Genomic DNA, 15145 nt, shown 5'->3' with positions numbered 1-15145 from the left:
CGTTATCGTTGACGTCCATCGCGAGCGTGCTCGCTCCTACAATCCAGCTAGCGAGCCGCCCAGGCGTTGAAGCGCTGCTCAAGCTCTTCGCCATGATCGACCCAGAACTCCGCATCCACCGCCCGTGCGTCGGCCAGGTTGGCGGCGGCGGTCGGCAGTTGCTCCTGCACCGCAGGCGGTAACAGTGCCAGCGCCTGACGATGCACCGGCCCATAGGGGATGTTCTGCGAAAACACCTTCTGGGTCTGGGGCTGGCTGGCAAAGGCGATGAAATCCTCGGCCAGCGCCTTGTTCGGCGTGCCCTTGACCACGGCCCAGTACTCCGGGTCATACAGGCTGTGGGGCCAGACGATACTCAGCGCCATGCCTTCCTTTTGCGCCGAGGCAATCCGCCCGTTGTAGGCCGCGCTCATCACCACATCCCCCGCCACCAGCCACTGCGCCGGTTGGGCGCCTGCCTCCCACCACTGGATGTTCGGCTTGAGCTGGTCCAGTTTGGCAAAGGCCCGCGTCACCCCCTGGGGCGTGTTCAACACCTTGTACAGATCGTCGGCCTTGACCCCGTCGGCCAGCAAGGCGATTTCCAGGGTGTATTTGGCGCTCTTGCGCAAGCCGCGCTTGCCGGGAAACTCGGCAACGTTCCAGAAGTCCGCCCAGGACCCCGGGGCCTTGCTCAACTTGCTCTGGTCGAAGGCCAGGACCATCGACCAGACATAGGTGGCCACCCCGCACTCGGTGAGCGCGCCGGGGACGAAATGCGCCGGATCCCCCAGGCGCGTCAGGTCGAGTTTCTCGAACAGGCCTTCTTCACAGCCACGCAGCAATTCGGGGCTTTCGACTTCGACCACATCCCAGCTGGTATGACCCGCCGCGACCATCGCCTTGATCTTCGACAGCTCGCCGTTGTATTCGCCAGCGACGATGTTTCCTGCACCGCTGGCGTTGAAGGGTTGGAAGTAGGCCTTGTCCTGGGCCTGCTTGGTGGCACCGCCAAATGAAATCACGGTGAGGCTCTGGGGCGCGGCTGACACACTGCCGCACAACAGGGCCAAGGCAAACGGAACACTGCAACGCAAGGATCTGGACATGGATCGGTTCCTCGGGAATGCCGGCTCGCCCGCACGAGCCGGCGCGGACTGCTTATCGGCGACCGTAGGCGCGGGCGGTGCGGTCTACTGCAATACGGGTCTTGTCGACCAGTTCGTCGATGTCGGCGTGGCTAGCCACCAATGCCGGCGCCATGATCATCCGGCCCAGAGTCGAGCGAATGATCAGGCCCTCTTCAAAGCCGAAGGTGCGGCATTGCCAGGTCATGTCGTTTTCGTTGGCAAAGCGCTTGCGGCTGGCCTTGTCTTCGGCAAATTGCAGGGCGGCCACCAGGCCGGTGCCCTGGATCTCGCCGATCAACGGATGGTCGTCGAAGGCCTCGCGCAGGCAACGCTGCAGGTAAGGCCCGGTGTCCTGCTTGACCCGGGTGACGATGCCTTCGTCGCGCAGGGCCTTGAGGTTGGCGATGGCCACTGCCGCCGCAACCGGGTGCCCGGAATAGGTCAGGCCGTGGGCAAACACTCCACCCTGCTCCACCAGCACCTGGGCCATGCGCTTGGACAGGATCAAGCCGCCCATGGGGATGTAGCCGCTGGTCAGGCCCTTGGCGACGGACAGGGTGTCGGGCTCGAAACCGAAGTGTTCGTGGGCAAACCATTCACCGGTGCGACCAAAGCCGCCGATTACTTCGTCAGCGCACAACAGCACGTCGTATTGACGGCAGATACGCTGGATTTCCGGCCAGTAGCTTTCCGGCGGGAAGATCATGCCGCCGGCGCCCTGGAACGGCTCGGCAACGAACGCCGCGACATTCTCGGCGCCCAGTTCAAGGATCTTCTCTTCCAGCTGGCGGGCCGCGCGCAGGCCGAACTCGGCCGGGCTCAGGTCGCCTTCGTGGGCGAACCAGTACGGCTCGTCGATGTGCGCGACGTCCGGGATCACCCCGCCCATTTCGTGCATGAACTTCATCCCGCCCAGCGCCGTGGCCCCCAGGGTCGAGCCGTGGTAGCCATTCCAGCGACCGATCATGATCTTCTTCTGCGGCTGGCCGAGGATCTGCCAGTAGCGACGCACAGTGCGGATCAGCACCTCGTTGGCTTCGGAACCAGAGTTGGTATAGATGGCGTGGCTGTAGTGATCCGGCAGCAAGCTGAACAGCAGCTCGGACAACTCCACCACGGCCGGGTGGGTGGTGTGGAAGAACATGTTGTAGTACGGCAGTTGCTCCAACTGGCGGCTGGCAGCGGCGGCCAGGTCCTTGCGGCCGTAGCCGAGGTTGGTGCACCACAGGCCCGACATGCCGTCCAGGTAGCGCTTGCCGTCGTTGTCCCACAACGCCAGGCCCTCACCGCGCACGATCACCCGCGGGCCTTCGGCGTTGAGTGCCTTCTGGTCCAGGAATGCATGGATGTGGTGCGCCGCGTCCAGCGCCTGGTAGTCCTGGGTGCTGCGGGGGGTGTCGAGTTTTGCGTTCATTACAGCTCTCCTTGATTATTGAGGTTGTCAGTACGGCTGCCCAGCGCAGGCTCCAGCGGCTCGGGCCTGAACAGTGGCTTGCGCATCACGCATTTGATCCACACCACGGCGATCAGCGAGACGATGGCCAGCACCACGCCGGCGCTGGCGAAAATCGGCACGGTCATCTCGGGGCTCGGTGAAACGTGCCAGATGGCAAAGAGCATGCCGGCGATGCCGAACAGCTGCGGCAACGGGTAGAACGGCGTGCGAAACGGCCGGTGCACATGCGGGTAACGGCGACGCAGGGCGATCACGTTGATGTGGGTGATGATGTAGGCCAGCAACCAGGCCAGGGCCGCCGCCAACAGCAGGCGATTGATTGCGTCCGGGTTGTCGTGCATCAACAGCAATGGCAGGCCGGTGACGGCAGACACGAACAGCACCGCGACCCAGGGTGCGCCGCTGCGTTTGCCCTGGCGCTTGAACACGCCGAACGCCTGGCCGCTTTGGGCCATGCCCAGCAACATGCGCGGGATCGCCGCCAGGGAACTGTTGAGGGTGCTGCAAGTGGCGGTGATTGCGGCGGTGACCAGCAACACCTGCCCCGCTTCACCGAACACCGTGGTGGCGAACAGGTAGTGAGGCAGGCCATTGCTCGCCAGCTCCGCCTGCGGCACGGTGAGCAGCGCGCCCACGCAGTACAGGGCGATGATCAGGAAGATCACCGTCAGGCCGACCATCATCGAGGCCGGGATATTGCGTTCCGGGCGTCGGGTCTCTTCCACCAGCGGGCAGACGAACTCGGCCCCGACAAAGCCCCACACTGCCATCGCGGCCAGTGCGATCACCCCCAGGCCCATGGGGTTCCAGCCCGATGTCGCCACCAGGGCGGAGACACTGCCGGCCCCTTCGCTGGTCAGCGCGCCCAGGCCCATGACCAGCAACATCACCATCATCACCAGCGCCAGAACGGTCTGCAGGCGGGCAAAGATGTCGATGTTGAACAGGTTGAGCACGGTGAACAGCAGCAACACGCCAAAGGCCACGCTCAGGGGCGGCATCGAGTGCGGGTAGACCTTGTCGATGATGAACTCCATCAGCAGCAGCTCGGCCGACAGGGCGAACATCGCCACCACCACATAGCCGGAGAAGGTCGCGAGAATCGCCGGGAACTGGCCGATGGCGACTTCGGTGTAGCTGCTCAGGCTGCCGGCGCGGGGAATCATCAGCGCCAGTTCCGAGAACGAACAGGCGTAGCTCAGGGCCAGCAGCCAGGCCAGAGCCAACGGTACGATAAAGCCCATGCCGGCGATCCCGGCACCTTGCAGCATCAGAACCATCACGCCCTGGGAGACCACCAGGCCCACGGCAACCGCCAACAGGGCGCTGAAGCCCAGGCGTTTGCGGGGGCCGGCCTGCGCCGGGGCAAGGGGGTGTAGCGGCACGCTTGAGGAACTGTCCATCGGTTGCTCCGTTTTGTTGTTGTAGGGAGAACAAATCGATTGTTTGTACGGCGGATGCCCGGTGATTGGGCCGTCAGCCGCGCAACTGAATCCAGGTGGTCTTGAGTTGCGTGTACTTGTCGAACGCATGCAGCGACAGGTCCCGGCCAAAGCCCGACTGCTTGCCGCCGCCAAAGGGCACCGTGACATCCAGCGCATCCACCGTATTGACCGACACCGTGCCCGCGTTCAGTCGCCGCGCCACGCGGTGCGCACGGTTCAGGTCGTCGGTCCAGACGGACGCCGCCAGCCCGTAGATGTGCTCGTTGGCCAGGGCGATCGCCTGCTCCTCGTCATCGAACACGGTGATCGCCAGTACTGGGCCGAACACCTCTTCCCGGGCCAGTTGCATCCCGGCGTGTACGTCGGTAAAGATCGTCGGCTCGATGAAGTTGCTCGAACCGTCGACCGTCAGCTGCCGGCCACCGCACACCAGGCGAGCACCCTCGGCGGTGGCCTGTTCGATGTACTGCAGGATTCGCCGGGTCTGCCGCGTGTCGACAATGGCCCCGGCGCGGCTCGCCGGATCCAGCGGGTTACCCGGCTGCCACAGGCGCGCCTGGACGATCAGGCGCTCGACGAACTCATCAAGGATTGAGCGCTGTACCAGCAGGCGCGAGTTGGCCGAGCACACCTCGCCCTGGTTGAAGAAGATCCCGAACGCCGCCTTCGCAGCCGCCAGATCCAGGTCCTGGCAATCGGCGAACACCAGGTTCGGGCTCTTGCCACCGCACTCCAGCCAGACCTGCTTGAGGTTCGACTGCGCCGAGTACTGCATGAAGTACTTGCCGACTTCGGTCGAACCGGTGAACACCAGCGCATCCACGTCTGGGTGCAGGCCCAGCGCGCGGCCGGCCTGCTCACCGAGCCCCGGCACCACGTTCAGCACCCCGGGCGGCAAGCCGGCTTCCAGCGCCAGTTCAGCCAGGCGCAACGCCGAGAACGGCGACTGTTCGGCAGGCTTGAGCACCACGCTGTTACCCGCAGCCAGTGCCGGGGCGAGTTTCCAGGCGGCCATGTCCAGCGGGAAATTCCACGGCACCACCGCTGCAATCACTCCCAACGGTTCCCGGGTGATGGTGGCCAACACATTCGCCGCCGTGGGCGCAACCTGGTCATACAGCTTGTCCAGGCTCTCGCCATACCAGGCGAACACATGGGCAGCGCCGGGCACGTCGATGTTCCAGGCGTCCATTACCGGCTTGCCCATGCTCAACGAATCGAGCAGCGCCAGTTCCTCGCGGTGGGCTAGCATCAACTGCGACAGGCGCAGCAACACCGCCTTGCGTTCAGTCGGTGCCATGCGCGCCCAAGGGCCTTGGGTAAAAGCCCGCCGGGCGCTGCGCACGGCCAGGTCGACATCCTGCTCAGCGCAGGCCGCCACCTCGGCGAGCACTTGGCCGGTCGCCGGGTTGATCACCGCCAGCCGTGCACCCTCCGCAGCTTCACAGGGCGCGCCGTCGATCAGCGCGGTGTCGATCAAGCGCTGCCGTGCCGCCAGGGCTGTCCATTGATTGAAATCGTTCACCGTCATTACCTTGTCGTTATTCATCGTCCGGTTCACTCAGGTAGACCGCCAGGCGATCCATCAGGCGGTCACAGGCCGCCATTTGCTCGACGCTGACGTACTCGTCGGGTTTGTGTCCCTGCTCCATGCTGCCGGGGCCGCAGACCACCGAGGGGATGCCGGCCTGGTCAAACAAGCCCCCTTCGGTACCGAACGCCACCGTGCCAAAGGCATCGCTGCCACACAGCCTGGCGATCAGCCGGGCGGCGGCGCTGTCCACCGGTGTCGCCAGGCCCGGATAAGCCGACAGGGTTTCGAAGTGGATGGCGCTGTCGGCCTTCACCGCCTGCATCGCTGGCAGCAGCGTCTGCTCGGCGTATCCTTGCAGCGCCTCCACCACCCCTTGCGGGGCGAAGTCCGGCAGCGCCCGTACTTCGAAGTCGAAGCGGCAATCGGCCGGCACGATGTTCAAGGCCGTGCCGCCCTCGATCACGCCGACTTGCACGGTGGAGTACGCGGGGTCGAAGCGCTCGTCATGCCGCCGAGGATCGGCCAGCTGCGCGCCGATCTCCCCCAGCCGGCCAATCAGCCGCGCAGCCTGTTCGATGGCGTTGACCCCATACGGCGCGTAGGCCGAATGACAGGCCGCCCCTCGTACATGGCACCGCATCGCCAGCTTGCCCTTGTGGCCGAGCACTGGCTTGAGCTCCGTCGGCTCGCCAATCAGGCACAGCGCCGGCGCCGGGATATGCGCTGGCAGGGCCTCCAGCAGGCTGCGGACGCCCAGGCACCCCACCTCTTCGTCGTATGAAAACGCCAGGTGCACCGGGCGCCGCAGGGGACTGGCGAGAAACACCGGCACGGCGGCCAGTACCGAGGCCAGGTAGCCTTTCATGTCCGCCGTGCCACGCCCGAACAGCTTGCCGCCCTGCTCGCTCAGGCAGAACGGTTCGACCGTCCAGGCCTGCCCATCCACCGGCACCACGTCGGTGTGCCCGGACAACAGGATGCCGCCGGCCACCCTCGGGCCAATCGTGGCCAACAGGTTGGCCTTGGTCCGCTGCGCGTTGTAGATCAGCTGGCAATCCACACCCAGGCCGTGCAGGTAGTTACGCACGAACGCGATCAACTCCAGGTTGGAGTCGCGGCTGACCGTGGCAAAGCCCACCAGCTGCGCCAACAGGGCCCGGCTGCGCAGCTCACTCATCGCCGGGCACTCCATAGCTGGGGGCCAGGGTCGGATTGAGGGCGCGGGTCAGGTAATCCTGTAGTTGAGGCTGATAGGCGTCCCAGAGCCTGGCCAGTTCGCCGATCGGATTGTCCTCGGCCCAGTCCACGCGCAGGTCGACGATGGGCCAGGTCAGGTCACCGACCACCGACAGCGCCGCCGAGTGCACCGCCCCGGCTTCCCCGCCGGCGTCCTGGCCGGCCTGCAACGCACTGAGCAAGCGCGCCGCGAGACAGCCTTCGCTGCTTTCAAATGCCGTGACCATGGCGTCGATCACGGCGCGGCTGGCCAACAGGTTGCCGGCCGCCACGCATTGCACGCCGGCCAGCGCGTTGTGCGTGCCCAGCGCATGGTTGCCGCTGAACAGCGCCGTGCGGCCCTGGGCATCGACCACCGCCACCTGGCGGTACTGGCTGAAGCCATTGCTGCTCAAGCCCCGGTCCAGCGCCTGGTCCGGGGACAGTCCGGCGGCCAGCCCGTCCAGAATCTGCGGCCCCAGGGCCGGCAAGGTGATGTTCTGACTCGACACCGCGCCGACCCCGGCGCGCAGCCAGGGGCAGCGTGCCCCCACGGCGATGCTCGAGGAACTGATGGCAATGCCCAGCTGACCGGTCTCGGCACACCGTCCGACAATGGAAAAGGTCATGATTGACTCCTTATTCGGGGATCACCGCGATCACATCGATTTCCATCAGCCACTGCGGCTGCCCCAGGGCACTGACCACCAGCCCGGTGGAGATCGGGAACACGCCCTTGAGCCACTTGCCGACCTCCTGGTACACCGGCTCGCGATAACGCGGGTCGATCAGGTAGGTGGTGGTCTTGACGATATGGCTAAGGTCGCTGCCGGCTTCCTCGAGCAGTTGCTTGACGTTGCGCATGGCCTGCTCCGCCTGGGCGCGGGGGTCACCGAGGCCCACCAGTTGGCCGTTGAAATCGGTCCCCACCTGGCCACGGACATACACCGTGTTGCCGGCTCGCACGGCCTGGCACAGGTCGTTGTCCAGGGTCTGGTTGGGGTAAGTGTCCTGGGTGTTGAACATGCGGATGCGGGTATGAGTAGGCATTAACGGACTCCCATGAGGCTGGTGGCGTGGACCGGTGAAACGGACGTCGGCTCGGGCTCTGCCTGGCGTTGCGAGGCGTCGCGATAAGCGAGGTAGGTGCGCTGCTTAACGATGTGGTCGCCAATGTGCTTGGCGTCGTGCCACACGCCCCAGATAAATGCCGAGCCCCGGCGCGTCAGCCACGGCAGGCCGACGAAGTAAACCCCCGGCTCGCTGGACACCCCGCGTTGATGCCGGGGCTTGCCGCTGGCGTCGAGGGCGTTGACCTTCAGCCAGCTGTAGTCCACCGAGTAACCGGTGGCCCAGATGATCGAGGTCACCCCGGCCTCGGCCAGGTCCAGTTGCAAAATGGGCTGGGTCAGGCACGGTGGGTCCGCCAGCAAGGCGCGGGCTTGCGGTTCTTCCGGCAGGTCCAGGCCGTTGCGCGCAATGTAGGCGTCGGCCGCATCGAGCAGCGCCAGGTAGTTCTCATCGCCGCGGGCAATGTTGTCCGCCAGATTCGATTCGAAGGTCACCACGCCATCGGCGAACGAATTCGTCAGGCCGACCAGTGTCAGGCCCTGATGGGCCAGCCGGCGGAAATCAACCGTATGGCCGCCACGCGCACCACTGACCGCGATGGTCACGTGCTCCTTGCCCGCCTGGACCACTTCCGCATCCCATTCGCCGAGCACGCCCAGCCACCAGCAGAAGTCGCGGTTGCGATAGGCGCGCGGCGGGCGATCGTGCGCCCCCACGGAGAGATAGACCTGCTTGCCGGCGCGTTGCAGTTCATCGGCAATCTGCACGCCCGACGAGCCAGCCCCCACCACCAGCACCGCACCTTCTGGCAGTTGCTGCGGATTACGGTACTGGGCCGAGTGGATCTGCGTGATGCCTGGCACTTCAGTGGCAATCGGCGGGATCACCGGACGCTGGAAGGGACCGGTCGCCACCACCACCTGGTTGGCCTCGATCACGCCCTCCGAGGTTTCGACGGTAAAGCCCGGCCGACCGCTGTTGCGCTCGACCTTCTGCACGTCCACGCCGGTGCGTACCGGTGCGTTGAACTTGCGGGCATAGGCTTCGAAGTAATCGGCGACCTGTTCCTTGCCGGCAAAGGCGTCCGGGTCCAGGCCCTGGAACTCAAGACCAGGGAAGCGGTCATGCCAGGCCGGGCCGTTGGCCACCAGCGAATCCCAGCGCCCCGTACGCCAGGCTTCGGCGATGCGGTTGCGCTCAAGAACCAGGTGCGGGACGCCCAGTCGGCTCAAGTGTTCACTCATGGCCACGCCGGCCTGACCGGCGCCAACGACAAGGGTATCTATGTGTCTTTTTTCAACTGTCATGGCTGTGTACTTCTGAAAGTTGGGTTGATTCAGATCGACCATGGCTGCCGCCTCTGGGGCTGATCATTGTTGTTTTACGGTTGCGGCTATCGGTACAAGGGGGTGTTGGCGGCATTCTGTTGGGAGGCGGGAATTTACGAAATTATGATTTTTGTCGTTGCTGGCGAGGAAAAAGCTGCTCCCGCGCAAAGGCCCTGGCGCAGAGGGTTGCGGGCGTGTGCGCTCGCCACGGTGTGTGACGCAAAGTGGTGGTCAGGCGGTCAATGTCGCGGACGTCACCCAGGTCGACAAACTGCTGGATGGCGAGGAGAACCTGAGATCGAGCACCCGTTCGGGTGATCAAGCGCCAGTTTGGTTATGTAAGGGTACGTTTTCGTGGCTTGGCGAAGAACTCCGCGCAGTTGGTGACGTTGTACGCACTGTCGCACCTGTGGATGGCGCGCCGGTATTGACTGACGACTGCAGGAGAGGTGCGCCAGTAATGCGGAAAATGGCTGCTGCGAAGTGCTCGCGGTGGCCAAAAAGCCAGAAACGAGGGGCTAGGATCGTTTGGGTGCTTTCAAAATCAGCAGGCGCTGCAGTCAGTCAGAAATACATGAGTACTTCAGACCCTCCCTAGGAGGGATGCAAGCGCCTCGGCATGCTGCAGACGCTGTGCACCTGTTCTGGAATTACTGGGCAGGATTGGCTTGTCGTACCTTGTTTAGTTCTGCCTGTGCTATTGCTTTGTAATCATATGTAGGAAAGAACTCTGTCGTGTAACTTCCCCACGCGGTGTTTTCGAGTGCGAGGTTTACCGCTGCCAAGCGTGAGGCGGGTAAGCGTAGAACGATGACGTGTCCGATGCCCATGGTTATATTCCAACTGACAACCTCTACCCCCGCAGGAGGAAACGCCTTGTAAAACCCCTGTTTGGCCATCTGAGCTCTCAGCTCCCCTAATGGGCGTGATTGATCGTGCTTCAGGAACACAGTCAGCATGATTGCATTATCTGGTGTGGCGACAACATGCTTTACCTCCGGGGGCGCTGCGGGTTGAGCATTGGCGCCAGCCGAGAAAATTGCGGACAACAGAAATGTACACATCAACAATGATTTGAATTTTATTCTCATGTTGCATTGCCTTTTTATGGTTGGTTTTTTGTGGGTGTCGTTCAAATGCGGCATCATTTGATGCGGGTGCCTGGCAGTATCGAAACAATGGTCTTATGAAAGTTTGTTGGCGTGTATTTAGTGGGACATAGAGGTCTTTATAGGTCCCGTGTAGGGCGCATGGACCACATAAATTCGAACAGGGGCGTTGGTTTCTACCATGTCGCGAGGCACCTCCCGCGAATAGGTGAACTCTTCGTTATTCAGTTTTTCCAGTCTCCTGACCACGGTTTTGACCGAGCCTGTATCAGGTACCAGAATATGGGTTTTTTTATCGCCGGTGACAAGAAAGTAACCGCCGCCGCCGTTGTCATACTTTGACTGTCCTGTATCGGTATAAAAAAATTCATAACGATTGCGTTCAGGATCCCACATTGATATTCCAACCACGCCCGGATATTTATCCTTGACGTCTACTTCCGGGGCTCCTTCTATATAAACTTTTGTTGTCAGCCATTGAGGAGATGAGGCAAACGCTCGAATGTCGGACTTGGCCTCCACCTGCTGCCCATAACTGGAGAGTGGGCTGAGCAACCCGGCGAGAAGCAGGCCCGCAAATAAAGATTTGTATTTTCGCATGGAATAATTCCTGGCTAGGTTTGAGTGGGGCGATTGTTGTTTTGTTTTTCTCGCAAAAACAATGATCACTGCAATCGGCGGATTGAAATATAGGCCCGACGCAAGTCACTCTCAATACCTCGGTATATATTTGCAACAATTCCAACCGCGACACATTAAAAAACAATTTGGATACTTTCGATAAATAGAGTGAAAGTAAGGAAATATCCAAACAAGTCTCAGATGTACTGAAATACACCCTCACACCTGATCCGAGTCGCCCATGAGTCTGATGAGCCTTTCCGACTTCGAATATGCCGGAAAGCGTAAGCAAACCCGCCGCGAATGGCTCCTCGCCGAGTTGGATCAGGTACGGGTTATCCCTGAGCGACCCAGCGGTGGAAGAGGCGCTGTATGAAATCACGCCAATGCGGCCAGTTCGCGCGCCTGCCCCTCAGGACACTATCGTCGATGCCACGATGATCCACGCGCCCAGTTCGATCAAAAATGAGGACGAAAGACGTGATCCTGAGGTACACCAGGCGGTGCCAATCCAACGCAGCCCGCCAAAGGCACCTGGCTTCGCTACCCACATCAGATCCAAGCCTTTATTTTTTATGGAATTTTGATGTTTTCCGGATTTTGCGTTCTACTTCCATGGGCAAAAAACACCTTTGCCGTGTGGAGAGTTCGAGATGAACAAGGTAGACCGCTACCTGCAAGCCGGTACTCGGGAAAACACCCGGCGCAGCTACCGGGCGGCGGTGGAGCACTTCGAAGTGACCTGGGGCGGGTTCCTGCCGGCGACCGGCGACAGCATCGTGCGTTACCTGGCCGAATACGCCGATCAGCATGCCATCAGTACGCTGAAGCAGCGCCTGGCCGCCCTGGCGCAGTGGCATATCACCCAGGGGTTTCCCGACCCGACGAAGACGCCGGCGGTGCGGCAAATGATCAAGGGCATCCGGACCTTGCATCCGGCCCGGGAAAAGCAGGCGCCTCCCCTGCTCCTGCAGCATCTGGAGCAAGCGGTCAATTGGCTGGAGCACGAAGCGCAACAGGCCGCCGAGCGGCATGACCTGACGACCGTGCTACGCAATCGGCGCGATATCGCGCTGGTGTTGATCGGGTTCTGGCGCGGGTTTCGCGGCGATGAGCTGTCACGCCTGAGGGTCGAGCATGTCCAGGTCGAGCCAGGCTCCGGGATCACCTTTTACTTGCCCCACAGCAAAGGCGATCGCCAGCACCTGGGCACCACCTTTCGCACCCCGGCGCTGAAAAAACTCTGCCCGGTCGAGGCGTATTCGAACTGGATTACCGCCGCTGGCATGGCTTATGGGCCGGTGTTTCGCAAACTCGATCGTTGGGGCAACCTGGCCGAGGACGGGTTCAACACCAACAGCCTGATCCCCTTGCTGCGCCGGGTCTTTCAACGCACCGGCGTCCCCGCGCCGTTCTACACCAGCCACTCGTTGCGCAGGGGCTTCGCCACCTGGGCATCCGCCAATGGCTGGGATATCAAGGCGATCATGAACTATGTGGGCTGGAAGGACGTCAAGTCGGCCCTGCGTTATGTCGATCCCGCGGCATCCTTTGGCGAGCTGGCCTCCAACACCCTGAAGGAGGCGTCAGCACTCACCACCTACACGACCGGCACCCTGCCGGCAGGCTAGGCCCTCACGCATTGGCTTGCCCTTCAGGGCCTGCACCGCTCTCGGCCTCCCGTTGCCAGGCACGTTGCAGCAGATCGATCACCTCCTGATCCGACGTTTGCTCGAAGTTCTGGTACCAGTAGCCGATCGACACCAACCACTCGGGAATGATCGGGCACACCAGTTCGTTCACTTCGTCGCGCAATGCCTCCAGCGTGTCCAGCGGCGCCACCGGTACCGCCACCACCATGCGCGCTGGCCCGTGCCGGCGCACGGCCTGTATCGCGGCCATCATCGAGGCGCCGGTCGCCAGGCCGTCGTCCACCAGAATCACCACCTGATTCTTTAGTACGGGTGGCGCACGCTTCGCCCGGTAGGCCTGTTCACGACGCAGCAGCTCCCGGGTTTCCCGGGCGACCACCGCATCGAAGGTGCCTTGCTCGATACGGTTGGCCCGCAACGCATCCTGATTGACGATTTGAATGCCGCCACTGGCAATCGCGCCCATGGCGTACTCCTGGTGGGTGGGCACCCCCAGCTTGCGGACCAGCATCAGGTCCAGCCGGACCTTGAGGGCCGTGGCGATTTCATAGGCGACCGGCACCCCGCCCCGTGGCAAGGCCAGGACAATCACGTCGGATTGTTGTGCGTATCTGAGCAGCGGTTCCACCAGGCGCTGGCCGGCGGCGGCACGGTCACGCAAGATGGTTTGAACTGAGGGGCTATGAGTCATTTGAACACCTCCTGACGCAATCAAGCGCCCACGCTCATCCAGATTCCTCCTCTGAAGTGTGGTTTTCCATGGCTATTTATCAAGCCCTGCACACGGTGGGCGTGCGCAAACGCACCGCGACGTCTGCCCCCAGGCCCTTCCGCCGACGGGAAAGTGGCCCTGAATCAACACACTCAAGACGGGTCAGGGGTGTGCGCCGGCGCCTTGAACCACTGGTCACGAGGCACGCGTTTTTCCTCGGACGGGTCGCCCAGGTAATGGGGCGACATGATCTGCACGTCGTACTCGTTGAACACATCCTGGATGTTGGCGTGCAGTTCGCTCAGCAGCACGGCGCGCGGACGAGGCTGGCTGGGGATGGCCTGGGCCACCAGGCGGTACTCGGGGTAGAAATCCGACAGTGCGGTCTGGAACACCTGGGGCGCGGGAACCTCCAGTACACCGTTGGTGCGCCTGGCGGCTTCCAACAGCATGGCTTCCACCTGCCGCCAAGGGGTGTCGTAGCCGATGGTCACGGTGGTGTCGACCACGTAGCCGGGCCCCTGCACGGTGCGTGAGTAGTTCTTGGTCACGGTGTTGGTGATCATCGAGTTGGGGATGGTCAGCACCTCCCCCAGGCCGGTGCGGATCCGGGTGGTGAACATGCCCAGTTCGGTCACGGTGCCTTCATGGTCGCCGATGCGCACGAACTCGCCAGGGCGCAAGGTGCGGGTATAGGTCAGGATCAATCCGGCGGCGGCCTGCCCGATCACGCTGCTGGCGCCCAGGGAAATCATCAGGCCGAGCAACACCGACAGACCCTTGAACGCATCGGTGCCGGCGCCTGGCAGGTAGGGATAAGCCATCGCCAGGGCGAACAGCCAGATCGCCAGGGAGGTCAGGCGCATGGTCGGTTGCAGGGTTTCGTGGTTCAGCCAACTGAAGGTTCCTGGCGTTGCCATGCGCCGCCAGATCCGCTTGCTCAAACTGCTCGCGCCCCGGGCGATGAAGAAGATCGCCAGCGCCACGCCTAGCCCCGGGATCGCGCCGATGATGCCTTCGAACAGGTAGCGGGCCACGTCCAGCAGGTAGTTGTTCAGGCGCTCGCCCCAGGGACGGGTATAGGGAAAGCGTGAGAGCACGAACCCCAGCCATTCGTAGCTGAACAACAGCACCAGCGCCCAGCGCACCAGCCAGAACAGCCGACCGACCAAGGGGTACAGGTAGTTGGCGTCGATGATCTGCACGCGTCCCACTTTCAGGGCCGCGGTATGCCGTTGCATCAACTCGGGCAAGCGTTCGAGCAGCTTGCGACGCAGGTAAAACAGGCCCCAGAGCAGTGCGATATAGATACCGGTGGCAATGCCTACGGCGATCAAGGCCCTGAGTATCATGTCCAGGCTGCGGGCTTCCCGGGTCTCGGACACCACCTGGCGCAGATTCTGCGCCGCACTCTCGGCCGCTTGCTGCACCGAGGCGAACTGCAGTGTATCGACGTCCTTGGGCGCGACGATAAAGGCCCGTTTGTTGCCCAGCAGCACCAGGTAGCTGTTCTGGATCGTGTCGAGGCTGACATCCAGGTTCTCACCTTCGGCCAGCGCCTCGTTGATCACCACCCTCGCTCGGTTGACCCGTGCCCGGGGTGCCTCACCCAGCACGGTGGCGCGAAACACCATGATGCTGCGGTTGGCGACTTTCAGCTCCGCCGTCGGGTCCGTCGCCTGGGGTTCATCAGCCGCCCACAACGCCACCGACCAGAACACCCCCAACGCCGCGAGCAACATTGCCAGCGCCCTGCTCCCCATGTTCCAGCTCCTTACGCCACCGGTTCCAGGGCGACATCCATAATGATCGTTATCCGGGTCATCCCCATGGCCGAACATGCAGCGCAGCTTAGTTCAGCGCCGATGGCTTGTCAGATTCGCCAGCGAACTT

General features: G+C 62.7%; 13 protein-coding genes and 2 pseudogenes. 3 read left to right on the top strand and 12 right to left on the bottom strand.

The annotated features are described in order from the left end of the window. Positions 1-47: 47 nt before the first annotated feature. The 8 genes from CKW07_RS06700 to CKW07_RS06665 all read right to left on the bottom strand — a co-directional run bounded on the left by CKW07_RS06700 (position 48) and on the right by CKW07_RS06665 (position 9179). The gene (locus CKW07_RS06700; protein WP_095144159.1) at positions 48-1088 is read right to left on the bottom strand and encodes an ABC transporter substrate-binding protein; all 1041 of its coding nucleotides are present in this window, start codon (positions 1086-1088) and stop codon (positions 48-50) included. A 52-nt stretch (positions 1089-1140) separates the two neighbouring features. Then, positions 1141-2523, bottom strand: coding sequence for an aspartate aminotransferase family protein (locus CKW07_RS06695; protein ID WP_095144158.1), 1383 nt, complete (start codon positions 2521-2523; stop codon positions 1141-1143). Further along, complete coding sequence (locus CKW07_RS06690) at positions 2523-3968, bottom strand: APC family permease (RefSeq protein ID WP_095144157.1); 1446 nt, start codon at positions 3966-3968, stop codon at positions 2523-2525. The genes CKW07_RS06695 and CKW07_RS06690 overlap by 1 nt, the downstream gene beginning before the upstream one ends. A 73-nt stretch (positions 3969-4041) precedes the next feature. After that, positions 4042-5541, bottom strand: a complete 1500-nt coding sequence (locus tag CKW07_RS06685; protein WP_095144472.1) for an aldehyde dehydrogenase — start codon at positions 5539-5541, stop codon at positions 4042-4044. 10 nt (positions 5542-5551) lie between these two features. Further along, on the bottom strand, positions 5552-6721 hold the full coding sequence (argE, locus tag CKW07_RS06680; RefSeq protein WP_095144156.1) for an acetylornithine deacetylase: 1170 nt from the start codon (positions 6719-6721) through the stop codon (positions 5552-5554). Beyond that, entirely contained in the window at positions 6714-7388 is a 675-nt protein-coding gene (locus tag CKW07_RS06675) for a DUF1028 domain-containing protein (RefSeq protein ID WP_095144155.1), read from the bottom strand. Before CKW07_RS06675 ends, argE begins: the two co-directional genes overlap by 8 nt. A 10-nt stretch (positions 7389-7398) precedes the next feature. Then, positions 7399-7809, bottom strand: coding sequence for a RidA family protein (locus CKW07_RS06670; protein ID WP_095144154.1), 411 nt, complete (start codon positions 7807-7809; stop codon positions 7399-7401). Continuing rightward, complete coding sequence (locus CKW07_RS06665; RefSeq protein WP_095144153.1) at positions 7809-9179, bottom strand: NAD(P)/FAD-dependent oxidoreductase; 1371 nt, start codon at positions 9177-9179, stop codon at positions 7809-7811. Before CKW07_RS06665 ends, CKW07_RS06670 begins: the two co-directional genes overlap by 1 nt. Positions 9180-9463: 284 nt before the next feature. Between CKW07_RS06665 and CKW07_RS06660 the strand changes: the two are divergent. Beyond that, positions 9464-9589: pseudogene (locus CKW07_RS06660) on the top strand (IS5/IS1182 family transposase); the annotation flags it as partial. A 219-nt stretch (positions 9590-9808) separates the two neighbouring features. Here the strand turns inward: CKW07_RS06660 and CKW07_RS06655 are convergent. Together CKW07_RS06655 and CKW07_RS06650 are read right to left on the bottom strand one after the other, a co-directional pair. Further along, a complete protein-coding gene (locus CKW07_RS06655) occupies positions 9809-10249 on the bottom strand; it encodes a hypothetical protein (protein ID WP_095144471.1) in 441 nt (146 codons plus the stop codon). Between the two features lie 117 nt (positions 10250-10366). Continuing rightward, positions 10367-10867, bottom strand: coding sequence for a DUF4822 domain-containing protein (locus CKW07_RS06650; protein WP_095144152.1), 501 nt, complete (start codon positions 10865-10867; stop codon positions 10367-10369). 262 nt (positions 10868-11129) lie between these two features. Here CKW07_RS06650 and CKW07_RS06645 point away from each other — a divergent pair. Both CKW07_RS06645 and CKW07_RS06640 read left to right on the top strand, forming a co-directional pair. After that, positions 11130-11388, top strand: a pseudogene (locus CKW07_RS06645) (IS5/IS1182 family transposase); the annotation flags it as partial. 153 nt (positions 11389-11541) lie between these two features. Continuing rightward, positions 11542-12519, top strand: coding sequence for a site-specific integrase (locus CKW07_RS06640; protein ID WP_095144151.1), 978 nt, complete (start codon positions 11542-11544; stop codon positions 12517-12519). A gap of 4 nt (positions 12520-12523) precedes the next feature. On the opposite strand, the gene CKW07_RS06635 is transcribed toward CKW07_RS06640, so the two are convergent. Beyond that, positions 12524-13231, bottom strand: a complete 708-nt coding sequence (locus CKW07_RS06635) for a phosphoribosyltransferase (protein ID WP_095144150.1) — start codon at positions 13229-13231, stop codon at positions 12524-12526. 173 nt (positions 13232-13404) lie between these two features. Further along, positions 13405-15015 (bottom strand): mechanosensitive ion channel family protein, encoded by a 1611-nt coding sequence (locus tag CKW07_RS06630; protein ID WP_095144149.1) that lies wholly within the window; start codon positions 15013-15015, stop codon positions 13405-13407. Between the last annotated feature and the right edge of the window lie 130 nt (positions 15016-15145).

It is taken from the genome of Pseudomonas sp. Irchel s3b6, from assembly GCF_900187415.1.
Classification (GTDB): domain Bacteria; phylum Pseudomonadota; class Gammaproteobacteria; order Pseudomonadales; family Pseudomonadaceae; genus Aquipseudomonas.
Note: the sequence above shows the minus strand (reverse complement) of the source record. Positions and strands in the feature narration are given on the sequence as shown.

Excerpts from the sequence above, each read along its gene's own strand:
- CKW07_RS06700 (WP_095144159.1), bottom strand. The coding sequence starts at position 1,088 with ATGTCCAGATCCTTGCGTTGCAGTGTTCCGTTTGCCTTGGCCCTGTTG.
- CKW07_RS06695 (WP_095144158.1), bottom strand. The coding sequence starts at position 2,523 with ATGAACGCAAAACTCGACACCCCCCGCAGCACCCAGGACTACCAGGCG.
- CKW07_RS06690 (WP_095144157.1), bottom strand. The coding sequence starts at position 3,968 with ATGGACAGTTCCTCAAGCGTGCCGCTACACCCCCTTGCCCCGGCGCAG.
- CKW07_RS06685 (WP_095144472.1), bottom strand. The coding sequence starts at position 5,541 with ATGACGGTGAACGATTTCAATCAATGGACAGCCCTGGCGGCACGGCAG.
- argE (WP_095144156.1), bottom strand. The coding sequence starts at position 6,721 with ATGAGTGAGCTGCGCAGCCGGGCCCTGTTGGCGCAGCTGGTGGGCTTT.
- CKW07_RS06675 (WP_095144155.1), bottom strand. The coding sequence starts at position 7,388 with ATGACCTTTTCCATTGTCGGACGGTGTGCCGAGACCGGTCAGCTGGGC.
- CKW07_RS06670 (WP_095144154.1), bottom strand. The coding sequence starts at position 7,809 with ATGCCTACTCATACCCGCATCCGCATGTTCAACACCCAGGACACTTAC.
- CKW07_RS06665 (WP_095144153.1), bottom strand. The coding sequence starts at position 9,179 with ATGGTCGATCTGAATCAACCCAACTTTCAGAAGTACACAGCCATGACA.
- CKW07_RS06655 (WP_095144471.1), bottom strand. The coding sequence starts at position 10,249 with ATGAGAATAAAATTCAAATCATTGTTGATGTGTACATTTCTGTTGTCC.
- CKW07_RS06650 (WP_095144152.1), bottom strand. The coding sequence starts at position 10,867 with ATGCGAAAATACAAATCTTTATTTGCGGGCCTGCTTCTCGCCGGGTTG.
- CKW07_RS06640 (WP_095144151.1), top strand. The coding sequence starts at position 11,542 with ATGAACAAGGTAGACCGCTACCTGCAAGCCGGTACTCGGGAAAACACC.
- CKW07_RS06635 (WP_095144150.1), bottom strand. The coding sequence starts at position 13,231 with ATGACTCATAGCCCCTCAGTTCAAACCATCTTGCGTGACCGTGCCGCC.
- CKW07_RS06630 (WP_095144149.1), bottom strand. The coding sequence starts at position 15,015 with ATGGGGAGCAGGGCGCTGGCAATGTTGCTCGCGGCGTTGGGGGTGTTC.